Origin of the sequence: Burkholderia sp. TSV86 (assembly GCF_001522865.1) — a bacterium.
Classification (GTDB): Bacteria; Pseudomonadota; Gammaproteobacteria; order Burkholderiales; family Burkholderiaceae; genus Burkholderia.
This window is the reverse complement of the sequence record NZ_LOWB01000010.1, coordinates 18,189-41,386: the sequence shown is the minus strand read 5'-3', so window position 1 is coordinate 41,386 and position 23,198 is coordinate 18,189. Positions and strand designations below refer to the sequence as shown.

Below are 23,198 nucleotides of genomic sequence, written 5' to 3'. Positions count from 1 at the left end.
CGACTACGCCGATCTCATGCCTTGGAGAATGCCTGCTGCCCTCAACCGCTGAGGGGCGTCGTTAAAAGACCGCGTACGAAGGAGCATTGCGATTGCGGATGGCCGATTCTTGACGGCAATTGGGCGATCGCCGTCGCCCATGCTCGAAGAGCGCTGCGGGGAAGTCGCTTTCGGGCGGGGCTCGGACGACGCGCGTCGAAGCCATCGAGGGAGTCGACGGCGCTGCGATACGCGATCGAAGGAGGCGTTGAGAAGTCCGGGCGACGGATAAGTGCGGCCCGGCCACCCGTTGGGTGCGTTCGTTCGAAATGCAACTTCCCGGCGGCAATGGGTATGGGCCGACGAGCGGTATTTTTGCCGTCAGCGGGCAGCACATCCAGCGCGGTGTGCGTTCACATGCATCGGACTCGCCGGAAAAGACGCCACGGCGGATAGCTATGAGTGAACGCTCGACGAATTGGACACGATATCTGAAACGATTTATCGGAACGCGCGTATTCGACGAGGCCCGCCGGGCAGGGAATTTCGGACGACGAACGACTGGAGCGCCCCGTGATGGCTATGTGATACGGCCAAATCCGCCCGTCCATCAGATATGGACGGGGCGTACTACACGATCCGTGCGGAATGCATGGCGGCAGATTGTTGCCGCTCAATTGTCTTCGCCCGGCCACCAAGGCTTAGGGGCGCGGTCGATCAGATAGTCGTCCAGTTCCTTGCCTTCGAGCCACTTTGGCCGCGGGCCGCGACCGGACCATGAGCGCCCCGATGACGGGTCGTAATACTTGGCTTCGGCACGGCGTTTGCGCTCCGGCTTCAAGTAACCGAGTGCGCGCATTACTTCGTCCTGCGTAATATTGTACAGCTCGACTTGTTCCTTGAATGCCGCGAGCGCTGCGCGTTTTTCATCATTCTTGGCTTCTGCCAGACGGATATTGGTGTCGCGCAACTGCGCTTGAAGTTCCTGGAGGGTTGGGTTCACGATCAAATCGAAGTTGAATACGGTACTGAGCCGCAATGATACAAGACACTTGCGGAGTGGGGAAATCCGATGTACTGGGCTAGCGGTTTCCGGACGGATTTTAATGCTTGCATTGGGATTACTGCCGTGAAGATTCGCTCCCTTGCGGCTTCGAAGAGCAGTGGCGAATGGCGGTAATTGTGAGTTATATGAACTCGTTCGTACAGCCTTTGCTGGTAGGCGCCGGCACGAGCCGGGCTGGCCTCGGTGCCGTTTGTCCGCTTCTTGCATGTTCAACTTGCATTCCTGTTGGAAAACGGCCGGGGGGGCGGCGAGCCGCTGTGCGCGCTGTTCGGGACGATGAATTGTTGCGATGCAATCTCATATATTCCGATGGCGTCTCGAAGCGCAATGGGGCGCCTGAGCGGTCAATCATGGCCCTTCACGGACGCTTTGGGGCTGGCTCGACGATGACGAAACAGGCGGGTATCGCCTTGAAAACGAAGTGCTCGCCGGTGTGAGCATGACGCCGCTCGATTTTTCGCTCCCGCGTCTGCATAGGCGACGGCGGTCAACAGATCCCACTGGACAGCGGGCCTATGCCGGGTGTACGTGTGGTCAGATGGCATACATGATGGGCTAAAACGCACCTGTTTCCGGATCGAAGTGGCCGAGCGCGCTGGCCCTGATCCGGCCTTCGATATGATGAAACCGTAGCGGCGCCGAAAGCCGGCATCAGGCCCGCACCGACGCCACGATGAATTCCTCACCGCTTGCCGGCCGAAAGCCGTCGGTCCGCTTCGAAAAATATCGTTCGACGAGGTCGTGTCCGGATACGTGCCGAACGTCGCCGAAGCCGGCTTGCTGGGCGAGCGCGACGATCTCGGCCGGGCTGAAGAAACTGACGAAGGGCGTTCCGGCGGCGCGCGCTCGTTCATACACGGCCTGATGCTCCGCCCGCTCGGCCGGATCGATCAGATCCAGCGGCAACAGGAACGTCATCGCAAGCGTTGTGCCCGGCCCGAACGCTGCGATTTGGCGTAGCGTTGCCGCGATTGCGTCGCGGGTCAAATACATCGATACGCCTGTCGATGCGACGATCGCTGGCCGGGCGGCATTGAAGCCGGCGGCGCTCAACTGGTCACGCCATAGCCCGCCTGCCTCGAAATCAACGGGCACGAACGTCAGCCAGGCAGGCACGCCGAAGCCGAGTTCCGTCAGGCGTTGCCGTTTCCATGCTTGCGTGCCGGGTCGGTCCACTTCGAATACGCGCAGGCGGGAGGCGATTTCCGGCCTGCGCTGAGCGAAAGTATCGAGACCCGCGCCGAGTATCACATACTGATCGACACCCTGGTCCGCACGTTCAGTGACCAGATCCTCGACGAAGCGGGCGCGTGCGACGATCGCCGCGCGATAGCCGGCCGTGCCTTGCGGATGCATGTCGGGGCGCTCGCGCCAGCCTTCGGGCGGCGCGGCGAGCCGCAGGCCGATCTCGTCTTCGAGCACATGCGGCGGCGGATCGATCCGCACGTGCAGCGCGCGCCACAGCGCGACGCGCACCGCTGTGCTGTCAGGTATCGCAGTTTGCTTGTCTTGCATGCGGTTCTCCGTTCATGGCCGAGCGCCGTTTGCCGATGGGCGCAAGTGTAGCTGGTAACGAGCCGTATCTCATCCTGCCGGTGCCATATATTCAGTATCGATCAGGCGTCGCGCCGCTGGCCGGAGCGGGCGCGTTCGGCTTGCTGTCGCGGATGCCGGATTTGCAGACGGCCGCGGATGCCGGTGTGCACGCGATTCGCTTCCGGCAATGGCCCCGCTCATGAAAGACCGGCGAGCTGGCTCGCTTGATGTCCGTCTCCTTGTTGATCCACGCGAATCCAGTTGCGATCCCAACGATTTTGCAACCACACGTGGAGCAGCGCTACTGCCGTGGCTGTATGAAGGCGCGGGCTGCGCGCTGGTTTTCATCGCGCCGGCGATTGGCGCGTGTGACGGGGGTCGTTCGACGTCTCCATCTAGGTGTGCGCTCGGCGTCGACGCAGTAAACTTTGGCATCCTTGCGAACGAGACGAACGATGAGAATCGATTCTGTGCCCGAGCCGGGCTATCCAGGCATCTGGTTGCGGCAACTGGAACGTGCCGATCTGCATGACTGGTATGCATACTTGTCGGCTCCGGCTGCCACGCGGCATACGAGTTGGGATTTGCGATCCGCGCAAGCTCTCACGCCGATATTCGATGCGATCGAATCCGCCGATCCGCAGTCGGTTCGGCGCTTGGCGATCGTTGACGCGCAGGCTGGAAAACTTGCTGGCACGATAGGATTCCATACGATTTCCATGCGTCACCAATCGGCGGAAATCGCTTACGATGTCGCGCCCGAATACCGGGAAAAGGCATCGCGATGGCTGTCTGCAACGCCGTAACCGAATGGGTGTTTGCCGAATACGGCTGGCTGCGCGTGCAGGGCATGGTGATGACGGCTCACCCGGATTCGGCGCGCGTGCTGCGCAAATGCGGGGTTTGCCGTGAAGGCGTACTGCGATCGTATCGGATCATGCGAGGACGGCCGAGGGATTTCGATATCTATGCGCGCTTGCCGGATGAACGCTGTGTCGCCGCTACGCCGTGAACGCAGGGCATCGTCTCGGCGCACGGCGCGCAGCGGGTGGTACGCGCATGGTGTGCCGCAAGGTCAAGGCCGTGCGGCCTTGCCGCTGAGCGTCGCAGGCATCAGGCTGGCATAGCGCTCATCGGTCAGCGTTCGCAGGAACGCGACGAGATCGTCGATATCGGCTTCTGTCATCGCGGGCGGCGTGCCGGGGCGGCGGTTCATCGGCGTCGAATTCACGTTGATGTTGCCGCGATACGCGGCGGGCACGTCATCGAACGTGTCCCGGCCGTGATACCAGTGCTTGGGGTCGGTCGATCGCGTGTTGTAGAAAGCGACCGCGTCTCGCAGCGTGTCGAACACGCCGTTATGCATGAACGTTTCCTTGATCGCTACGTTGCGTAGCCCCGGGGTGCGCAGATAGCCGCACCATTGCGTGGGGTCGGGCCAGCGCAGTTGCTTGGCCGTCTCGCACAGGCCATTGTCGAAATGGCGCGGGTCGCGGTTGGCGGGCAGCGCGTAATTGCGCGGCACGGCGATCGCGTCGTAACCGAAATCGGTGAACAGCGAGCGTTCGGGGCGGCTGGCCGTGTCCGACAGCGCGTGACAGCTCATGCAGTTGCCCTTGTCGGGGTTCTTGAAGAGTGCCAGCCCGCGCTGTTCCTGCGGCGTGAGCGGCGCATGCTTCGTTACGTATCGATCGAAGCGCGACGTGAAGGGCGCCATTTCGTCGCTTTGCAGATACGCCTGCATCGCCTCGCCGAGCGCGCGCGTCATTCGTTCGGCATCCTGGTGGACATCCGGGCCGAAGCGTTCGGCGAGTGCATGGCCGAGCTCGGTGCCTTCGATCTTGCGCAACAGTGCGGCGGGTGACGCGTTGTTCATCTCGTTCGGATCGAACAGCGGGCCGCGTAGCTGCTCGGCGAGCGTGTCGGCGCGGCCATCGGAGAAGAGGCCGCCGAACGGCGCGGGTGCGAGGGCGTCATCGTCCTGATAGAAGTAGCGGCGCGGTACGTAGCGCACGTACAGCAGCGACGGCGCGTTGCGGCGGCTGAAGTGCGCGGGGCGGCTGCCCTGCGGCACGCGCGGACCGGCGAGCGACGCGGGCGACAGCGTCGGTGCGAACGCACGGCCGGGGTCGTGGCAACTCGCACAGGACGTGCCGCGCGGCTCGGACAGGCGCGGGTCGAAAAAGATGCGCCGCCCGAGCGCGGCAAGCGCCGGGTCGGGGCGGAATACCGCGGCTGCCGGATCGACCTTTGCCGCGACTTGCGGTGTGCCGCGGCCGATCATGGCGACGATGCGCGGTGCCGGCGCGCCGGGCAGCAGCGGCGTGGACGGTTGGGGTTCGGATGGCGCCGATGCAGCGGCGTGGCGGGATAGGCCGGCGGTCGTCGCGGCTACGGCCGTTGCCATCGTCGCGGCCGGGGCCGCGAGCATGGCGATGACGAGCGCCGCGTGCGCCCATCCCGTGCCGGCATGACGCTGTAACGCGCGAGACGGGGAAGTAGGTGCGGCCCATGCCGCTGCAAACGCGCCAGCGCGTGGCACCCGATATCGAGTGCGGGCATTCGCGTTGGCCGGGTCGGATCGATGCGGGGCATTGTCATGCGCATGCCGTGATTCGATGCGCGTCTGCGATCCGGTGGTTGGCTGCTTGCCGTGCCTGTACGACGTCATGGCGCGATGAAACCGGTCTTGTCGCACATAAGTGTCGTGCCGGACTGGTTGCAGGTCGCGAGCAGCTTGCCCGCTGCCGTATAGGCATTGAACGTCCAGCCGCGTGCGGGCGCCGCGCGGCGCTCCATGATCAGGAAACCGAAGCTGTTGTTGTGCGACAGCCTGTCGATCACGACGCCGGGTGCGGGTGTCAAATTCGCCGGGAACGGATCGGGCAGCGCGACATCGAGGTTGTCGCCGCCGTTGCCCGACACGATCGTCGCCGGATGGCCGGATGCGAAGTTGATTGCCTGGAAGTCGTGCACGTGCCCGTGCAGCGCGACCTGCACGCCGGGCGGATAGTACGCCTGCGCATAAAGGCTCGACATCACCGATTGCAGCGCAAGATTGCCTGGCGCGGGCGTGCTGCCAGGGATCGGCGCGAACGCGAGGATCGGATGATGGTTCGTGAAGATCGTCGTTGTCATGCCCGCCTTGTTCGCGAGTGCGGCAACCGTCTGAAATTGCTTCTGATAGATCTGGAACTGCACGTCCGTCGTTTTCAGCGGGTTGCGGCCGACCTTCGCGGTATCGAACACGATCACCTGCGAGCCGGTGCCAAGCAGCACTGAGTAGGGCTCCGAATAGTTTGCGTTGCCGTCGTTGGCCGGATCGTCACACGAGCGCGCCGCACTGTATGGCCGCGGATCGAGGAAGCGGAACCAGCCCTGGCCGCCGCGCGCGCATTCTTCATGATTGCCGCGCACGACTACCCATGGCGCCTTCGCGAGCAGCGGCGCGGCGGGCTCGAACAGATCCGCGCGCCAGGTGTCCCAGCCGTAGCCCCACGGGCTGTTCCTGCAGCCGGCGATGTCGGGCGGGCAGGCGTTTTCGCGGTAGTGATAATCGCCTACATGCAGCACGAGATCCGGGTTCAGCCGCGCGACGCTTGCCGCGATCGTCGCGAACGGCCACACGGCCGTGTCGCTGCACGCCTGGAATGCGTTGTCTGCCTTCTTCATCCGGCAGCCGGTGTCGGCGATGATCGCCACGCGCTGCGGCTCGGCTTTCGGCAACGGCAGCGCGCGTCCGGCGACCGTGACGTCCTTGGCGCCGGTGGGTAACGTCGTTTCGCACACCGATACCGGAAAGCTCGACGGCTTCGAATCAGCCGGATCGCTTGCGGTCGTGCGTTGCGCGACAGTGCCCGCGGCGACGCGCAGTGTCATTCGCGTGATCTTGCCGTCGGCGTTCAATTGCGGACAGACCGGGCTTGCCGGATCGCTCGCGGCGGCGGGCGGTGCGTAGCTGGTGATGACCCGGGCGATCGCCTGATTCGTGTCGCCGATCTCCACCCAAGCGGCCTCGATGTTTGCAGCGGCACTGGCCGGGTCCTGCTGTGCGTCGATGTCGCTCTTGCAGGCGTGGAGAAAAAAAATGGCGCTCGCGAGCGTCAGCAGGAACGCGGCAGTGTGGCGAAGGAGCGGTCGTCGCATGGTCGTCCTCGTTTGGGAGCCGTAATGGTAAGCATGCTATATGCAATATATGTGAAAGCCATTGGCCTGTTTGCGGCGAGTGGCATGCCTACGCATGAGCCGGGGGGGGGGGGGCGTGGACGGCGGCGCGAACGGCAAAGCCACCGTGCGTTGCCGGCTGCGATGGCGAAGCAGCGATCGCCGCACGCGCGCACGTTCGTGTGTCAGCGAATTTCCGCCTGATAGACGAATTCGCGCGCCGGGCCGCGCGAGCGCCGCCATTCGAGCGGTCGGCGATCGTAGCCATATGCGAGCCGCTCGATCACGATGGCAGGCGTGCCCGGTTCGATCCGCAACAGCCGCGCATGCACGGCGCCGATCGCCTCGACCGTCAACGTTTCGGTTGCGGACGCGACGATCTGGCCGCAATGCGATTCGTAGGCCGGATAGAGCAGATCACCGATCGCGTCGAGTTCAAGCTGCGCGAACGCGGCGAACGGCTCATACGGCAGCCAGATTTCTTCGGCGAGCATCGGTATGGCGTCGATCACGCGCAGCCGCGTCATTTCGATGACCCGCGTGCGGTTTGGCAGTTGCAGTTCGGCGGCGACGGCCGACGTCGCTTCGACGATTTCGCGGCGCAGGATTTGGCTCTGCGGTATCCGCCGCTCGCCGCCCTTGCTCTGGAAGCGGAAGAATCGGAACAGCGAACCGTCGAAGCTCGCGCGCCTGACGAACGTGCCGCGCCCCTGAAAGCGTTCGAGCATCCCTTCGCTGACGAGCAGTTCGACCGCCTTACGCACCGTGCCGATTGCCACGTCATAACGTTTCGCGAGCGCCTGTTCGGTCGGAATCGCTTCGCCCGGCTGCCAATGGCGAGCCGCGATCAGCGCGGCCAGCTCGTCGTGCAGGCGTTGGTAACGGGGGAGGCGGTCGTCGGCAATCATGGGAGGTCGGTGTATTCATCTATATGTTTGCATGAGTAGGCCAGGTAGGAAACGGGAAAAACCCGTACAGACAAGCCGGAATTTCATCTCTTCACGGGTTACCACGCATTGTCGAAGCAGGTAAGTCAATTAATCATCTATATGAATTGAGCGACAAGGAGATAACCGATGGACGGGCCCACATTCAGCGAGCAGGCATTGATGACGAAAATCGCGCGGCGGCTGATGCCGCTACTCGTCATCATGTTCCTGATTGCGTTCATCGATCGGCAGAATGTCGGTTTCGCGAAATTGCAGATGGTGCACGCGCTCGGGATGAGTGAGTCGTCGTATGGACTCGGCGCGTCGCTGTTCTTCATCGGCTATCTGTTGTTCGAGGTGCCGAGCACGCTTGCGTTGCATCGGTTTGGCGCGAGGCTCTGGCTCGCGCGGATCATGATGACGTGGGGCGTGGTCACGATGCTGCTCGGTTTTACGCATTCGACCGGGCTCTTTTACGTGTTGCGTTTCGCGCTTGGCGTAGCGGAAGCGGGGTTTTACCCAGGCGTTATCTATTACCTGACGCTGTGGTTCCCGCAAAGCCAGCGTACTCGCGTGCTTGGCTTTTTCACGCTTGGCAGCGCGCTTGCGAACATGCTGGGCTCGCTCACCGGCGGGCTGCTGCTGTCGCTCGACGGATCGTTTGGGCTTGCCGGCTGGCAATGGGTGTTCGTTGCGACGGGCGCGCCCGCCGTCGTCGTTGCGCTCGTTGCGCTGCGTTTGCTGCCGGAATCGGTTGAGCGCGCGACGTTCCTGTCCGACGACGAGAAGCGGCGCGTGCACGCGGCGCTCGCACGGGAGGCGCCGCCCGAGGCGGTATCCGAATCGCCGTGGCGCGCGCTCGTCGATCCGCGCGTGCTGATGTTCGCGCTCGCGTACATGCTGATGTCGACATCGCTGTACGGCGTGACATATTGGCTGCCGACGCTGCTCAAGAGCAGCGGCGTGGCGGCATCGGCGAACGGGCTGCTCAATATGATCCCATGGGCGATTGCCGCGCTGTTGCTGCTGTGGCTGCCCGCGCGGATTAAGCGCGAGCGCATCGTGTTGAAGGCGATGGCGGCCGTGGCGGGCATCGGTGTTGCTGGCTTCGCGCTTAGCCTCGCGCTGCCCGGCCTGCCGCTGCGCTTTGCGGCGCTCGTGCTCGGCGGTGCATGTATTCCGCTGCTGTATCCGTGCTTCTGGTCGCTGCCGCCACGTTTCTTCTCCGGCGCGCGCGCTGCCGCGAGCATTGCCGCGATCAATTCGATCGGTAACCTCGGCGGCTTTTTCGCGCAAAACCTGATGCCGTATGTCGGCAAGGTCGCGGGCAATGCGGGCGCGCCGATGCTCGTGCCCGTCGTTTGTCTTGCGACACTTGGAATTGGCATGCTGGCGGCGTCGATGTCAGGCCGCAGGCCGGCGGCCGGGGTGGCGGCGTGATGGACGGACGGCCGCGCGCGGGCTGGCGGATCGTTCCGCTTGCGAGGATGCCTCGCCGCGGGCGGGGTCGGCAGCCTCGCCGCCGTTAACGCGGGACTGCGCCGGCGGCGCGCGCCCGTGTGCGTTCTTCGTATTGCGCGGTGTTCAGGCTTCGCCTGCCGATGTGCTCTTGCGCGGCCGCCGCGGGCGCGCCGCCGATTGACGCGCCGGTTTTTTCGCTGCCGCCGGCTCGGCTGCTTGCGCGCGCTCGGCTCCTGCACGGGCTTGGGCCTCGATTCCTTCGTCGGGCATGGCGTCGTCGGTCGCCGCTTTAGGTTCGGCTGCGTGGTTCGCGCGGACCTTGGTTTTTCTCGGCGCCGTTTTGCGCGCACGCGAACGGGCGGGCTTTGGTGTATCGGCCGTGCCGAGGTCTGCGGCTTCGTCCGTGCTTGCTGATTCGTGAGCAGCGTGCGATGCGCGTGCTTCTTGTGCCGTGCGCGCGCTGTGCGCGGTGTGATGCGTGACGGTTTCGGCGTCGGCTTCGATGGCGAAGTCGATTTCGCTGTCGACGCTCGCTGCCGTCTCGACGATCAGCGGCATTTGCTCAGGTAGCCGCTTCTTTGCCCCGCGTGCCTTGCCGTGCCCTTTCTTGCCGGATGGCTTCGCATCGGGCGTACCGGCTACGTTGGTCGCGGCAGTCGGTTCGGCTGGCGTGACTGCCAAGCTGGGCGCTTCGACCGCGGCGGGGCGCGGCGAAATTTGAATCGGCCGGAATACGAACGTGCCGGATTTGTCGTCGCGGCCGATCCCGAGCAGGCCGCGCGCCTGTGCTTCGTCGAGCAGATTGCCAAACGCGCGGAATCCATAATATGACTCGTTGAAATCGGGTTTGCGGCGCTTGATCGCGCTTTTCAGCACCGATGCCCAGATTTTGCCGCTCTCGCCGCGCTCGGACGCGAGCGCATCGAAGGTCTCGACGGCGAGCGAGATTGCCTCTGACTTGCGCGCGTCGCCGTCGTGCTTGCGGTGCTTGTCGTCGTCGGCCGGGCGCTTGGCATTCGGGCTTGCCGTGCGCGCGTCGCGTTTGGCGAGCGCGCGCTGCTGCTCGCGAGCGAGATCGTCGTAGAAGATGAATTCGTCGCAGTTCGCGACGAGCAGATCGGACGTCGAGTTCTTCACGCCGACGCCGATCACGCGCTTCGCGTTTTCACGCAGTTTCGACACGAGCGGCGAGAAGTCCGAATCGCCGCTGATGATGACGAAGGTATCGACGTGCGCTTTCGTATAGCAGAGATCAAGCGCATCGACGACCAGGCGGATATCGGCCGAATTCTTGCCGGATTGGCGCACGTGCGGAATTTCGATCAACTCGAAGCTTGCTTCGTGCATCGCCGCTTTGAACGTCTTGTAGCGTTCCCAATCGCAGTACGCCTTTTTGACGACAATGCTGCCTTTCAGCAGCAGTTTTTCGAGGACGGGCTTGATGTCGAGTTTTTCGAACTTCGTGTCGCGCACGCCGAGTGCGATGTTTTCGAAGTCGCAAAAGAGCGCCATGTTGACGCTGTCTTGAGGTAAGGCCATGAAATCTCCAGTGTTGGTCGACCGGGGTCAGCGCTTTAGCGCTTGCTCCAGTCCCGCGCCGTGTTTGGCGCAAGGGGGCGCTCAGTATCCGATCCATGCCCGGTGGCGGCCGGCTGGTTGCGGCGCTGCAACGTCAACTTCAATCCCTGAGGCAGCCGGCCGGAACCGGCATTTCGACGCCGGCGCCTATCCGGGCGGCTTGCCGGAGCCCGCGTTTGCCGCCGTGCTGCCGTCCCGCCCGGCCTAGGTAGCCAGCCGATCGCGCTACCGGATTCGGCGCACATGATACCGGTTGCGGCTCGCCGTTCATCCAAGTGCGCCGCCCGGAGGCATACCGGCGAGCGCGCGGCTGCGCATCACCTTCCGATACCAGAACGTCCAGAGCATCAGTGCACCATAGGTGCCGTAACCGACAATCGGCGTGACCACGAGCACGCGTTCGACCGGCCAATGCCAGACCATCCACGCGCGCAACAGGTTTTCCGCGACGAGGCCGCAACCCCAGACAAGCGTGATGAGCCGCATCGCGGAGACGAACGCCGGCTGCTCGTTCCAAAGGCGGTCGAGCCGGGCGGCGCCGTCGCTCTGTTCACGTGCGACGGTTGCACGCGCTAGATAGAACACGATCGGCTTGCGCCGTGCGAGCGACAGCAGGAACGTGACGCCGACCGTGCCGGACGCCAGCGATTCGCGCATCAGCAGCATTCGCGGGCTGCCGCCTGCGAGCGCGGCGGCGATCGATAGCACGATGCCGAACAGCACGAGTGCGGAGAGCGCGTCGATCCGGCGAAAGCGCACGAGTTCGAGCACACTCCAGACGAGCGGCGGCACGGCAGACGCGATCAGGCCGCCTGTTTCCCCCCAGTGAGGCGCCGCCGCGCGGTAGGCGGCCCAGGGAAGCAGCAGGTTGACCGCCAGTTCGACGAGAAGGCCCGGACGTATTTTCATGTCGATTAGATCGTTGACGGTGGGGGAGAGGGCGGTATAGGCGGCGGGAGTGCCGTATCGCGGCGCGTCTATCGCATCATGCCCGATTCTGGCTGATTTTGAAGGGGCTTGGACATGGCGGCCGGCCGCTGGCTGGCCAGCGCGCGATGCGCCCTTGCCGATCGCACCCCGGCCCATTGACGGCTGGCATGCCGTCACGCGTCAAACCGGCGGCGGATCGCCGAGCCAGCGCCGGGCGCCCGGCCCGGCGCGCCCCGCGCGGTCGTCGGGATTCGTCAGCTTGCAGCGGCGCAAAGACAGGCAGCCGCAACCGATGCAGTGATCGAGGCTGATATTCAGGCGCTGCAATTCGTCGATCTTTTCCGCCACGCGCTGCTTCCATTGCCGCGACAAGCGCAGCCAGTCCCTGTTGGTCGGCAGCGTATCGATTGGCAGTGCCGCGAGCTGTTCGGCGATTTCGTCGAGCGAGTAACCGATGCGCTGCGCGAACACGATGAACGCGATCCGGCGCAGGCTCGAGCGCGGATAAAGGCGGTGGCTGCGGCCGTGTCGCGTCGACACGAGCAGGCCGCGCGATTCATAGAAACGCAGCGCGGACGCCGCAACGCCGCTGCGCGCGACGACTTCGCTGATCGGCAACAGCGGATCGCTGACGGGACGGGATGGAGTCATGGCTTGCCTTTCTGGTTATGTTTCAACTTCATGTTAACTTTAATTTAGGCGGCTGGTGACGGGCGGCTAGTCTATGGCAAATCGGCGGCGTGATGCGTGCTGACGCCGGATCGTCGCCGCGTGCGGTGCGCGCGATGCGCCCGGCGGTCCGTGTTCAGTCGGTGATTCAATCAGCGATTTTCGGCATTCGCGCCGGATGGCGAGCCGAGGGTATTGCGGCTTCAGCTATTGACGGGGAGGCTGCTGGTGAGCGGCGAAGCAAACATAGGCGGGCAAATCGGCGGGGTGGGGCCGGGCAGGGGGCGCCGCACGCGCTCGGGCCAGCGGTTGGGATGACAAGAAGGAATGAAAAGCGAATCTGGTATGTCGGCGAACCATGACAAAGGGCATCCGCGCTGTGAGCGGATGCCCTTTGTCACGGCGTAAATCGTGCGATACCCGGTTCAGGCGGCGATCGGCTTACGATTCGAGCCCGTGCTGCTCGTTGCGGGGCGCTTGAATGAACGTCACGGCCGCGTTGATCACCTCGTCGGCGTCCAGTATCCTGCGGTGGCCGAGGCCGTTTACCGCGACAAAACGCGCGCCCGGCCAAGCCACGGCGACTTCGCGGCCTTGCGAAACCGGCACCACGCGATCGTCCTCCGAATGAACGATCAGCGCACGTGTGTCGAAGGTTTGCACGGCGCGAGGCGTATCGACAGAGGCGACGTCGACGCCAAGCGCGAGAAGATGGGCGACCATTTGCTTTGCATCGTCGGTCGAGAGCCCGGCTTGCATTGCGAAGGCGTTGGCGTAATCGCGATATCGGGCGGGGGGGGCAATCAGCACGGCCGTATTCGCCGATGCGCTCGCCTTCATCGCCTCGACGGCGATCGCGCAGCCGATCGAGTGCGCGACGATCGCATGAACGGGGCCGAGATGCTCGATCAGTTGACGCACGGCTCTCGCGCAATCGACGATCGACGTGCGTGCGCCGGCGGAGCGGCCGTGCGCGGGCAGATCGATCGCCACGACCCGGTAGCCCGCCGCGACGAGCGGCGGCACGAAGCGTTTGAATGCGCCGGCGCTTGCCTCCCAACCGTGAACCAGCAGCACGGTCGGCCCCGCACCCGCCTGCCACGACACGAGCGCGGCGCCTTCGAAGTCGGCGGTGCTGCCGGATGCGCCGTCGAAGGGCGGATGGTTATCGGCGGCGGCCTCGCGCCTCGGCGTGAGAAAAAGAATGGCGGCTTGTTCAGGAGTCATCGCTGATTTCTCGACAGGGGGCGCTCATGGCGCGTCGCCCGCTATGGGCTATCGAATCTGAGCCACTGCGCTTTCGATTTGCGAGAACGTCGACGTGACTTGCCTGGCGGCCTGCTGGATATCGGCCGGTTGCGCTCGGTTTCTGATCATCCGACGCGCAGCGAGGCAAGCTTGATCGACGCCGAAATGAACGATCGGATAGCCGTCGTCCCAGTTTGATTGTACCTGCTCGCAAATATAAACATCTTCGTCGATCGTTTTTTTGATTTGTTGTGCCGTGAGTTCGCTCAACTGCTGATTGCCGATCTCGAAGTTGCGGTACAGTCCGGCGAACAAATGGCACGTCGATTCAGTCTCGGGCGTGAACAGGCCGAAGGTGCGCGTTTTCATCATGGGGCTGTTCTCGACGCCGCAAAGCGTGATCGTCGTATCGATCCACGTATGGCTGATCGGGCGAAAGACGGCGTCCTGGATGCGATCGATGAAATCGACCTTCAGCATGCTCTTGAACATTGGCGAGCAGGCTTCGTTGGGCATTGTGCGGCGAACGCGCACCTCGTCGTCGGTGACGAACAGTTCGGTCTGCGCGGCGGTGACGGCCGCCGACGCGACGGTCCATGGGTGCACGAAGAGAACGTGCGAGGCATCGAGAAAATTGTCGATGCCGAGCCGGTAGTCCGTTTTGGCGTGCGCATAGAGCATTTCGCCCGCGTACTGTTCGGACGAGCACACGGAGAATTCGTCGGGCACGCTGAACGATGCGGGTTCGCTGTCGCCGATCCAGATCCATGCGAAGCCGTGCGCTTCGGCGACGCGATACGGCTTCAGATGCGCGCGCTCGGGCACGATTGACTGGCTGGGAATGCTCACGCACCGCCCGGCCGACGAGAATTTCATGCCGTGATAACCGCATTGGATGTGATCATCGACGACGCAGCCTTCCGAGAGCGGCACCTGACGATGCGGGCAACGATTTGGCAGCGCAATCAGATCGCCATTGACCGTGCGATAAAAAACGATCTTTTCATTGGCGATGGTTCTTGGAAACGGTGCCGTGCCGATTTCGCTCGACAAGCCGGCGACATACCACTGATTTCGAACAAACACTTGGACCCCCTCGTGGCTGAATGGAACAGCGTGGCGAATGTCACAATCATATTCTTTATATTAATTGCGCATACATGTATCCGTTAGAACGTTGACTCCAGATACCGGAGCACAGGTATATATCATGCGTGCGAAGCGGCGACGGCGCATACCGCTGAATGCCACGAGCGTGTCGATGCAACGGGATGAACAATACGCCGGAGGTGAAATTCTGGGCCGTTTAAAGAGCGAAACTGTCATCCCAGATATGGGAGGCCGGCTCCAAATATTGCATTGGCCTGATTATTTTCATGATTCAAAGCGAAAGTGTTGATTCTGTTTTTTTGTCGCCTTAAATAAAAAATAAGAATTGGATGAGAGTGGCGTGGTATGAAAAATACTTGTCGACTATTGCTCGATCGATCGCGCCGATTCGAAATGGGCGGCGAACCCGGTTTATTCGCGTGCGGTGCGTAAAGACTCGGCGTGCCTGGTAAGGGCCGCCGCCACGCATCGGCGATGCAGCGATAAGCCGATCTGCCGGCTCGGTGCGAGATTTTTCGGCTCCTCGCGAGCGATGGCGGCTGCGAATGACTGCTCATCGCCGTGTGCCGTGCTGAGTGCCGCTTGCGCGAGTTCGGCTTCGTATGGTGGCTGGCGCGGGCCGGTGCGCGCTGTGCGGTCGCCTGCCGGCACGGACGCGGCTTAATGGAACTTGTGCCGCAATCGTGCGATCGCTTGCCACGCGCAGCCTGCGGTCACGCCCGCGATGCCGAGCAGCGCGACGTCCACGCCGAACCCGAAGCCCGCCGGCATTTCGCCAGAGCCGGGCGGTGGCGACGATGCCGTGAAGCATGCGATTGCGGTGCCGGCGGCGATCAACGCGATGCACGCGAGCCAGTAACCGCGTCCGCGGGCGCGCGTGATCGCGCAGTACGACGCCCAACCGATACCGAACAGATACAGCAACGCGAGCGCGCCTAAACCGATCCATTCGGCGGCGGGCATCGCACCGGCGGACGCGAGCGTGACGGGGGCATTCATCAACGGTTCCTTTTCGATATTTCTCGACTCGATAACCGGATATCTTAGCGAATGACGCCGCGTGGCCCGGCGCGCGGCGCGCGGCATTCACCGCGCATTGCAGGCGCGCCGCGCACCGGTGGATCGGTCCGTCGGCGCAACCGGCCGGTCTGTCCAGCATCGACGCGTGCGGGAAGAGAGGGGCGCGGCGCGTTGCGCGCCGTCGCGCGTGTTGTTCGATCGGTCGATCGCACCGCGTTTGTATCGGGCGGTGCCGGTATGGCCGGACTGGGACGCGCGACCGATGCGCTGCGTGGCCAAGCAGCGATTCGTATGGGGTCGCGCGTGCGGGCATGCGACGGTTTCGTCGTTGCCGCGCGCGGTGTGACCGTGTTGCGGCTGGCCCATAACGCTGACGCTAGAGTGGACGGGGCGTTGCCGGCCGTCATGCGCGACGCGGTTTATGCCGCGCGAGATGACCGGTCCGGCACGCGCGCGCAACTGTGCACGCGAGCTCGACGGGTTGGCCGATGCGGTGCCGCTCGCGTCAGATATCGAAAAACACCGTCTCCAGCTCGCCCTGCATCCGCACGTCGAAGCGGTACACCGTGGCGCGCCGCGCCGCCGTATCCGGCTCGCGGCGGGCGAGCAGCGTGGCGCGCCGGCTGGCGGGCACGCGCGCGAGGGTGGCGTCGGCTGCGTTGGCGGCCGCTTCATCGTCGAAGTAGATCCGCGTGAATGCGTGAGTGAGTACGCCGCGCATCATCACCGTCACGTCGATGTGCGGCGCGTCCGTTTGCGATGTCCGCCCCGGCTTGACCGTATGGACGACAAAGCGATGCTGCGGATCGGTTCCCGTGCCGATTCGCGCGAAACCCCGAAAGCCGCTTTGCCGGGCGTTGTCGCGCGACGACGGATAGTGGCCCGCGCCGTCGGCCTGCGTAAATTCGAGCAGCGCATCGTTGACCGGCTTGCCGTCGCCGTCGAGCACCTGGCCGATGACGACGATGTGCTCGCCCGCCGCATCGGGCGTGGCCAGCGCCGGCTCGAACAGGCTCGCCAGGTCGTAGCCATATTGTTGAGGGCAAAGACCATATGCGAAATACGGGCCGACGGTTTGCGAAGGAGTTTGTTTTAGCTTGGTCGTCGTCATGTTCAGCGCTCCATCGGGGTGGCGTCGCGGCCGCGCAGCACGATGTCGAATTCGTAGCCGAGCGCGAAGCCTTCCTGGGTCGTGTCGATCGAGAAGCGCGAGATCAGCCGCTCGCGCGCGCTTTCGGGCGTGCCCTGGAAAATCGGATCGAGCGCGAGCAGCGGATCGCCGGGGAAATACATTTGCGTGACCAGGCGTGAGCCGAAATATTCGCCGAATAGTGAAAAGTGGATGTGATTGGGCCGCCACGCATTCGGATGGTTGCCCCACGGATACGCGCCCGGCTTGATCGTGAGGAACCGGTAGCGGCCTTGCGCGTCGGTCAGGCAGCGGCCCGCGCCGAGAAAATTCGGATCGAGCGGCGCGTCGTGCTGATCGGCTTTGTGCACATAGCGGCCCGCTGCGTTCGCTTGCCAGATCTCGACGAGCGTGTTGGCGAGCGGCTTGCCGAACTCGTCGAGCACGCGGCCGGTCACGATGATCCGCTCGCCGAGCGGCTCGCCGTTCTTCACGGCGTTCTTCGTCAGATCGTGATCGAGCGGGCCGAGGTCGTCGGCACCGTAGACGGGCACATGCTGGTTGCGCAGTTTCTCTTGCAGCGGAATCAGCGGTTGCGTCGGCCCGCGTTTCACCGACGAGCGGTAGGGCGGGTGCACATAGGCGGGATGCGACGGCCAGTCGCGCGGGGTCAGATGAGGGGAGTCCATCGCGGGCGTCTCCTGATGATTTTGTGGATGACAAAGCGGGTTTTCAGGACTTTAGCTAATCAGAAAAGTTATGCAAAATGATGTTTTATCGTCATTCGTATAACCGGATGTTATGCAAGATCGTGATCGTGGCGGCCGCCGCGCTGGCGGCCGAAGCCCAGGCGGGGACCGGCTCACCGACGGCCGGGTCAAGTTCCGGCATCTGCAATGCTTTCTCGCCATCGCGCAGTTCGGCAGCGTGCAGAAGGCGGCGCAGAGCTTGTCGATCACGCAGCCGGCGGTATCGAAGACGATCGCCGAACTCGAGTCGATCCTCGGCGTGCCGCTGTTCGAAAGGGGGCGGCACGGCGCGACGCCGACGCGCGACGGGCAGCGCTTTCTGCCGCACGCGAACGCGTGCGTGCTCGCGCTGCGGCAGGGCGTCGGGTTGCTGGCGCGCGACAGCGGCGGTGCGGCGGCGACGCTGGCGCTCGGCATGCTGCCGAGCGTTGCGGCGTCGCTGGCGCCCGCCGTGCTGAAGGCGCTTGCCGATGCATGGCCGCGCGCTGCCGTGCGGATCACGACCGCCGCGAATGCCGAACTGCTTGAGCATTTGAAGTCCGGTGCGCTCGAATGCGCGATCGGACGGCTGTCGGAGCCCGAGCGGATGGTCGGGCTGTCGTTCGAGCACTTGTACAACGAGCCGCTCATCGCGGTCGTTCGTGCGGGCCACCCGCTTGCGGCGAGCGCTGCGCCCGCCGAGCGGCTCGCGCAGTATCCGGTTGTGTTGCCGCCTTACGGCACGCTGATCCGCCAGTCCGCCGAGCAGTTGTTGAGCGCGTGCGGCGCGCCTTTGCTCGAATCGTTCGTCGAAGTGCTGTCGGTATCGGTGGCGCGTGCGCTCGCGCTCGAGAACGATGCGATCTGGTTCGTGCCGCGCTATGCGGCCGAATATGACCTCGCGGCCGGCACGCTCGCGCGGCTGGCATTGCCGGTCGAGGGCGCCGACGAGCCGGTCGGTTTGATCCTGCGCACCGACGCGCAGCCGTCGCCCGTCGCGCATACGCTGATCGATGCGGTGCGCGCGGTCGCGCGTGCTCGTCTGGCTTCGGGGCGCAGGGCGTCGTGACGGGCGCTGGCGGCTGCGGGCGGGCGTTTCACGCCCAGGGGCGCGTTGCGCGCGGCGCCATTCAATACCGGGGCACGCGCGCGGCGCCGTGAAATTGCACCGGGCAGGACAGGCGTTGCCGCATGGCCGTTTGGCGCCGCTCGCTTGCCGCCCCGAGGCTGTTTGCGCGGGCGCGCTCAACATCGTCAGGCTCCGGTAGCTTGCATTCGACGCGCAGGCGGCGCAGCGTGGAAATTTTCCGGCGCGCGGCCGTGCACGACGCGGACAGGACGGGCTTGAGGTTATGTCAGGTAAATCCAGCGCGTGGCCTGCGACGGTCCCGACGGGGTGCACCTAGAATGATTCCTTCGATTCCTGGACGAAGGTGTGCGATGAATCAGAAACAGTGGAGCGCCGTCGACGAGTATTTTTCCGCCCAGCTCGATCTGACCGATCCGGCACTCGATGCTGCGCTGGCGTCCAGTGTGCAGGCCGGCTTGCCGCCGATCAACGTGACCGCGAGCCAGGGCAAATTCCTGAACCTGCTCGCGTCGCTTGGCGGCGCACGCCGGATTCTCGAACTCGGCACGCTGGGCGGTTACAGCACGATTTGGCTTGCGCGTGCATTGCCGCCGGGCGGCCGGCTGATCTCGCTGGAAGCGAATGCCGACTATGCGGCGCTTGCACGGCGCAACATCGAGCGCGCGGGGCTGGACGGCGTCGCGACGGTGGTCGTCGGCCGTGCGAAGGACACGCTCGAGCGCTTGATCGGCGAGCAGGCCGAGCCGTTCGATTTCATTTTTCTGGACGCGGACAAGGAAGGCTATCCGGACTATTTGCCGCTGTCGTTGAAGCTTGCGCGCGCCGGGACCGTGATCGTCGCGGATAACGTGGTCAGGGGCGGGCGTGTCGCGGATACGCGCAACGGCGATCCGGATGCCGTCGGCGTGCGGGAGTATTTTAGGCTGGCAGCCGCCGATCCCCGGTTGTCGACGACCGTGCTGCAAACGGTCGGCGCGAAAGGCTGGGATGGATTCGCGGTGACACGGGTGTCGGCGTAGCCCCGCGCCGGCGGCGCGCGCAATCGGCGCGCCGGCCGCGCGCCGCCGCGTGCGTCAAAGTGCGCGGCGGCGCCGCACTGCCTGCGCGAGCGTATCGAGCACCGGCTCGGTTTGCGCCCAGCTCAGGCACGCGTCGGTGATCGACACGCCGTATTGGAGCGGGGCGCCCGGCTTCAGATCCTGACGGCCGGCTTCCAGATGACTCTCGATCATCACGCCGACGATGCGCCGCTCGCCGTCCGAGAGTTGTTGTGCGAGATCACCGGCGACGTCGATTTGCCGCAGATGCGATTTGTTCGAATTCGCGTGCGAGCAATCGACCATCACCTGCTCGCGCAGACCGGCCGCGCGCAACGCCGCGCAGCTCGCTTCGATGCTGGCGCGCTCGTAGTTCGGGCCTTGCTTGCCGCCGCGCAGGATCACGTGCGCGTCGTCATTGCCGCGCGTCTCGAAGATCGCGGCCTGGCCCATTTTCGTCATGCCCATGAACGCATGGTTCGAGCGCGCGGCGATAATCGCATCGGCGGCGATCTGCACGCCTCCGTCGGTGCCGTTCTTGAAGCCGATCGGGCACGACAGCCCTGATGCGAGCTGGCGGTGGCTCTGGCTTTCGGTCGTGCGCGCGCCGATCGCGCCCCACGCGATCAGGTCCGCGATGTACTGCGGACTCAGCAGATCGAGAAATTCCGTTGCCGCGGGCAGGCCGAGCGCGTTGATATCGAGAAGCAGCTGCCGGGCGGCGCGCAGCCCCTCGTTGATGCGGAAGCTGCCGTCGAGCCGCGGATCGTTGATATAGCCTTTCCAGCCGATTGTCGTTCTCGGTTTTTCGAAATACACGCGCATGACGATCAGCAGATCGTCCCGCAATGCGTCGGCGGCGGCCTTCAGCCGCTGCGCGTAGGCGAGCGCCTGATCGTGGTCGTGAATCGAGCACGGGCCGACCACGGTCACGAGCCGGTCGCCGCGGCCGTGCAGGATGTCGCCGATCTCGGCGCGGGTGCGCTCGACGAGCGCCTGAGCGCCGGGCGGCACCGGCATCTCGTCCTGCAGCAGCGCGGGCGAAATCAGCGGCCGCACCGCGCTGATGCGCACGTCGTCGATGCGGGTGGTGTCCTGGGTGGCGTCGGCGGCGCCGGCTTCCCGGTCGTGGCGGGGATCGTCGATGTGGGTCATGTCGTTGTCCTGGCGGCGAGGCGGGCAAAGCGGAAATTATCGCATTTGTTGCACGGCGGCATGAACGCGACGGCAGCGCATGCGGTATTGATCGAATGGCGATGGCCGGCGTTGTCGATTTCGGCTAGGTTGGCGCGTCGTGGTATCGGAGCCGCCGGATTGCCGGATCGGCGGCAGACATGTGGCCCGTTGGGCCGATTCTGTTCAAGTCAAGGAGAGGCGAGATGCGTGTGATGGTGATCGTCAAGGCGACCAGCGAATCCGAGGCCGGCAAGATGCCGAGCACCGCGCTGCTCGACGCAATGGGCAAATTCAATGAGGAACTCGTCAGCGCAGGCGTGATGCTGGCGGGCGAAGGCTTGCATCCAAGCTCGAAGGGCAAGCGGGTGCGTTTTTCCGGCAGCGGGCGCAGCGTGATCGACGGGCCGTTCGCGCCAACCCGGGAACTCGTTGCCGGGTTCTGGCTGTGGCAGGTCGAGTCGATGGAAGAAGCCGTCGAATGGGGCAAGCGGTGTCCGAATCCGATGGAGGGCGAATCCGAGATCGAGATCCGGCCGCTGTTCGAGGCGCAGGATTTCGGCCCGGAGTTGACGCCGGAATTGCGCGAACAGGAGGAGCGTCTGCGCGCGCAAATCAGCGGAGGGCAATCGCGCGGTTGAGGTGAGGCGCGCGGTTGAGGCGCACGGATGCGCGGGGGCGGGCGGCGCATGCGACGCCCGCGTTTCCCCGCGGATCGGTCGGGTTGCCGGTACGCCGGTTTGCCGGGGGGCGCAGATGGCGGTGCGGCTGCGCGGCCCGGCGCCGTGTGCGGCGTACCGCGCCGCGCTACTGGCTTTCCGCGGCCCGGCTGATTCGCGTATAAGCCAGCGCCGCGGCCGTCACCAGCAGCGGCCAGAGCAGATACCACCCGCTCGTTGCGAACAGCGCGGCCGCCGCTACGAACGCGACGAGCGAGCATCGATGCGCGAACGCGCCGCGCGGCAGCAGCTTCGCCGCGGCGGCCGCGCCGAGCAGATAAACCATCACGAAATTCCCGGACGTCGCGAGCACGAGCGGCTTTGGTCCCATGCCGGTCGCAATCGTGGCGCCGAGCGCGCAGCCCGCGAGCACGGCGATCAACGCGAGGCTGCGTCGCGGCACGCCGCCGGTCTGGCTGCCGTGTGCGAGCCATGCCGGCAATGCGCCGTCGCGTCCGAGCGCCGCGCCCAGCTTCGCCGCGCCGGCAAAGTAGGCATTCATCGTGCCGAGTGTCAGCAACAGCGCCGCGGCGGTGGCGAGCCATTGCGCGCGGCCGCCGATGCCGCGCGCGATCAACTCGGCAAGCGGCGCGCCGGACGCGCCCGCCGTCGGGCCGAGCACGAGCACGCTGGCCGCCGCGACCGCCAGATAGAGCAACCCGACCACCGCGACGGCAATGCCGGTCGAGCGCGGCAGATCGCGCGCGGGGCGGCGGAATTCGGCGGCCAGATGCGTGATCGCCTCCCAGCCGGCGAAGCTCCAGACAAGCAGCGCGGCGGCTTGTCCGACCGCGAGCCAGCCGTGCGGCGCGAACGGATGCAAATTAGCGGTGCGCGCATGTGGCGCGGACGCCAGCACGGCCGCGAGCAACAGCGCGACAAGCAGCGCGGACAGCACAAGCTGCATGCGTCCCGACACGGTGACGCCGAATGCATTGGCCGCCGCGACGATCGCGATCAGCGCGGCGGCAGCGACGACGACCGTCGTGTGCCCACCGCCCGTGACGGAGGCGACGTATGCGCCGCCGAACATTGCGGCGGCGGGCGCACCGGCGGGCACGGCGAAGTAGAAGCACCAGCCGACGACGGTTGCCGCCCGTGGGCCGAATGCGTTGCGCACGTAAGTCGACACCCCACCGGCGTCCGGATAGCGCGCGCCGAGCGCGGCGAAGGTCGCGGCGAGCGGGATCGACAGGAGCACGAGCGCGGCCCACGCGACGAGCGACGCGGGGCCGGCGATTTCGGCGGCGAGCGCGGGCAGTGCGATCACGCCGGTACCGAGCACGGCGCCCACATAGAGCGCCGTGCCTTGGACGATCGTCAGCGAACCGGCGTGGTGAGGCTGGGCGGGGGCGCCGTGCTCGGCGGTGATGTTCATCCGGGTGTCTCCGTTTGTTGTACTCGTGTATGGCGCATGCGTGCGGTGCACGCGGTTCGCGACGCTCGCGGCTGCGGCGATGATAGTGGATCGCGCCTTTTTTTGGGATGGCCGCGTTTAATTTTCCGGCGGGACGGCGCGGGCCGCACGGCGGCGATGGGCGGCAGAGTAGCCGTATGCGCTGCGAGCGGCAAGGGCGGTATCTGCTGGCGGCGGCGTCACGGTTATTCGTGTGAGCAATATTGTGTGTAATG

19 protein-coding genes and 1 pseudogene are annotated in these 23,198 nt (G+C 64.9%); 5 read left to right on the top strand and 15 right to left on the bottom strand.

Annotation, left to right across the window (positions count from 1 at the left end; all coding sequences use genetic code 11):
• Positions 1-652 precede the first annotated feature (652 nt).
• Positions 653-982, bottom strand: a complete 330-nt coding sequence (locus tag WS68_RS27140; RefSeq protein ID WP_059568981.1) for an H-NS histone family protein — start codon at positions 980-982, stop codon at positions 653-655.
• A gap of 714 nt (positions 983-1,696) precedes the next feature.
• Entirely contained in the window at positions 1,697-2,560 is an 864-nt protein-coding gene (locus WS68_RS00645; protein ID WP_059568978.1) for a class I SAM-dependent methyltransferase, read from the bottom strand.
• Positions 2,561-3,036: 476 nt separating this feature from the next.
• On the opposite strand from WS68_RS00645, the pseudogene WS68_RS00635 reads away from it, so the two are divergent.
• Positions 3,037-3,593: pseudogene (locus tag WS68_RS00635) on the top strand (GNAT family N-acetyltransferase).
• Between the two features lie 63 nt (positions 3,594-3,656).
• Here WS68_RS00635 and WS68_RS00630 read toward each other — a convergent pair.
• The 3 genes from WS68_RS00630 to WS68_RS00620 all read right to left on the bottom strand — a co-directional run bounded on the left by WS68_RS00630 (position 3,657) and on the right by WS68_RS00620 (position 7,653).
• Positions 3,657-4,988 (bottom strand): cytochrome-c peroxidase, encoded by a 1,332-nt coding sequence (locus WS68_RS00630; protein WP_059568980.1) that lies wholly within the window; start codon positions 4,986-4,988, stop codon positions 3,657-3,659.
• Positions 4,989-5,248: 260 nt separating this feature from the next.
• Positions 5,249-6,727: a metallophosphoesterase gene (locus WS68_RS00625; RefSeq protein WP_059568976.1), complete on the bottom strand. Its 1,479-nt coding sequence runs from the start codon at positions 6,725-6,727 to the stop codon at positions 5,249-5,251.
• Positions 6,728-6,930: 203 nt separating this feature from the next.
• On the bottom strand, positions 6,931-7,653 hold the full coding sequence (locus tag WS68_RS00620; protein ID WP_059568975.1) for a GntR family transcriptional regulator: 723 nt from the start codon (positions 7,651-7,653) through the stop codon (positions 6,931-6,933).
• Positions 7,654-7,854: 201 nt separating this feature from the next.
• Here WS68_RS00620 and WS68_RS00615 point away from each other — a divergent pair, with 201 nt between their 5' ends.
• A complete protein-coding gene (locus tag WS68_RS00615; protein WP_059568979.1) occupies positions 7,855-9,114 on the top strand; it encodes an MFS transporter in 1,260 nt (419 codons plus the stop codon).
• A 144-nt stretch (positions 9,115-9,258) separates the two neighbouring features.
• Here the strand turns inward: WS68_RS00615 and WS68_RS00610 are convergent, their stop codons facing one another.
• The 8 genes from WS68_RS00610 to pcaH all read right to left on the bottom strand — a co-directional run bounded on the left by WS68_RS00610 (position 9,259) and on the right by pcaH (position 17,508).
• Positions 9,259-10,674, bottom strand: a complete 1,416-nt coding sequence (locus WS68_RS00610) for an NYN domain-containing protein (protein ID WP_082709730.1) — start codon at positions 10,672-10,674, stop codon at positions 9,259-9,261.
• Between the two features lie 306 nt (positions 10,675-10,980).
• A complete protein-coding gene (locus WS68_RS00605; protein ID WP_059568973.1) occupies positions 10,981-11,622 on the bottom strand; it encodes a VC0807 family protein in 642 nt (213 codons plus the stop codon).
• A 201-nt stretch (positions 11,623-11,823) separates the two neighbouring features.
• The gene (gene soxR, locus WS68_RS00600; RefSeq protein WP_059568972.1) at positions 11,824-12,294 is read right to left on the bottom strand and encodes a redox-sensitive transcriptional activator SoxR; all 471 of its coding nucleotides are present in this window, start codon (positions 12,292-12,294) and stop codon (positions 11,824-11,826) included.
• 459 nt (positions 12,295-12,753) lie between these two features.
• Complete coding sequence (locus WS68_RS00595) at positions 12,754-13,539, bottom strand: alpha/beta fold hydrolase (RefSeq protein WP_059568971.1); 786 nt, start codon at positions 13,537-13,539, stop codon at positions 12,754-12,756.
• 48 nt (positions 13,540-13,587) lie between these two features.
• On the bottom strand, positions 13,588-14,646 hold the full coding sequence (locus WS68_RS00590; protein WP_059568970.1) for an aromatic ring-hydroxylating dioxygenase subunit alpha: 1,059 nt from the start codon (positions 14,644-14,646) through the stop codon (positions 13,588-13,590).
• A 684-nt stretch (positions 14,647-15,330) separates the two neighbouring features.
• A complete protein-coding gene (locus WS68_RS00580) occupies positions 15,331-15,669 on the bottom strand; it encodes a hypothetical protein (RefSeq protein WP_059568968.1) in 339 nt (112 codons plus the stop codon).
• A 526-nt stretch (positions 15,670-16,195) separates the two neighbouring features.
• Positions 16,196-16,801 (bottom strand): protocatechuate 3,4-dioxygenase subunit alpha, encoded by a 606-nt coding sequence (gene pcaG / locus WS68_RS00570; protein ID WP_059568966.1) that lies wholly within the window; start codon positions 16,799-16,801, stop codon positions 16,196-16,198.
• A 2-nt stretch (positions 16,802-16,803) separates the two neighbouring features.
• Complete coding sequence (gene pcaH, locus WS68_RS00565; RefSeq protein WP_059568965.1) at positions 16,804-17,508, bottom strand: protocatechuate 3,4-dioxygenase subunit beta; 705 nt, start codon at positions 17,506-17,508, stop codon at positions 16,804-16,806.
• A gap of 112 nt (positions 17,509-17,620) precedes the next feature.
• On the opposite strand from pcaH, the gene pcaQ reads away from it, so the two are divergent.
• Both pcaQ and WS68_RS00555 read left to right on the top strand, forming a co-directional pair.
• A complete protein-coding gene (gene pcaQ / locus WS68_RS00560; protein ID WP_059568964.1) occupies positions 17,621-18,616 on the top strand; it encodes a pca operon transcription factor PcaQ in 996 nt (331 codons plus the stop codon).
• A 371-nt stretch (positions 18,617-18,987) separates the two neighbouring features.
• Complete coding sequence (locus tag WS68_RS00555; RefSeq protein ID WP_059568963.1) at positions 18,988-19,656, top strand: O-methyltransferase; 669 nt, start codon at positions 18,988-18,990, stop codon at positions 19,654-19,656.
• Between the two features lie 54 nt (positions 19,657-19,710).
• On the opposite strand, the gene WS68_RS00550 is transcribed toward WS68_RS00555, so the two are convergent.
• Positions 19,711-20,829 (bottom strand): 3-deoxy-7-phosphoheptulonate synthase, encoded by a 1,119-nt coding sequence (locus WS68_RS00550; protein ID WP_059568962.1) that lies wholly within the window; start codon positions 20,827-20,829, stop codon positions 19,711-19,713.
• 224 nt (positions 20,830-21,053) lie between these two features.
• Here WS68_RS00550 and WS68_RS00545 point away from each other — a divergent pair, with 224 nt between their 5' ends.
• Positions 21,054-21,488, top strand: coding sequence for a YciI family protein (locus WS68_RS00545; RefSeq protein ID WP_059568961.1), 435 nt, complete (start codon positions 21,054-21,056; stop codon positions 21,486-21,488).
• Positions 21,489-21,654: 166 nt separating this feature from the next.
• Here the strand turns inward: WS68_RS00545 and WS68_RS00540 are convergent, their stop codons facing one another.
• Positions 21,655-22,944 (bottom strand): APC family permease, encoded by a 1,290-nt coding sequence (locus WS68_RS00540; protein WP_059568960.1) that lies wholly within the window; start codon positions 22,942-22,944, stop codon positions 21,655-21,657.
• Positions 22,945-23,198 lie beyond the last annotated feature (254 nt).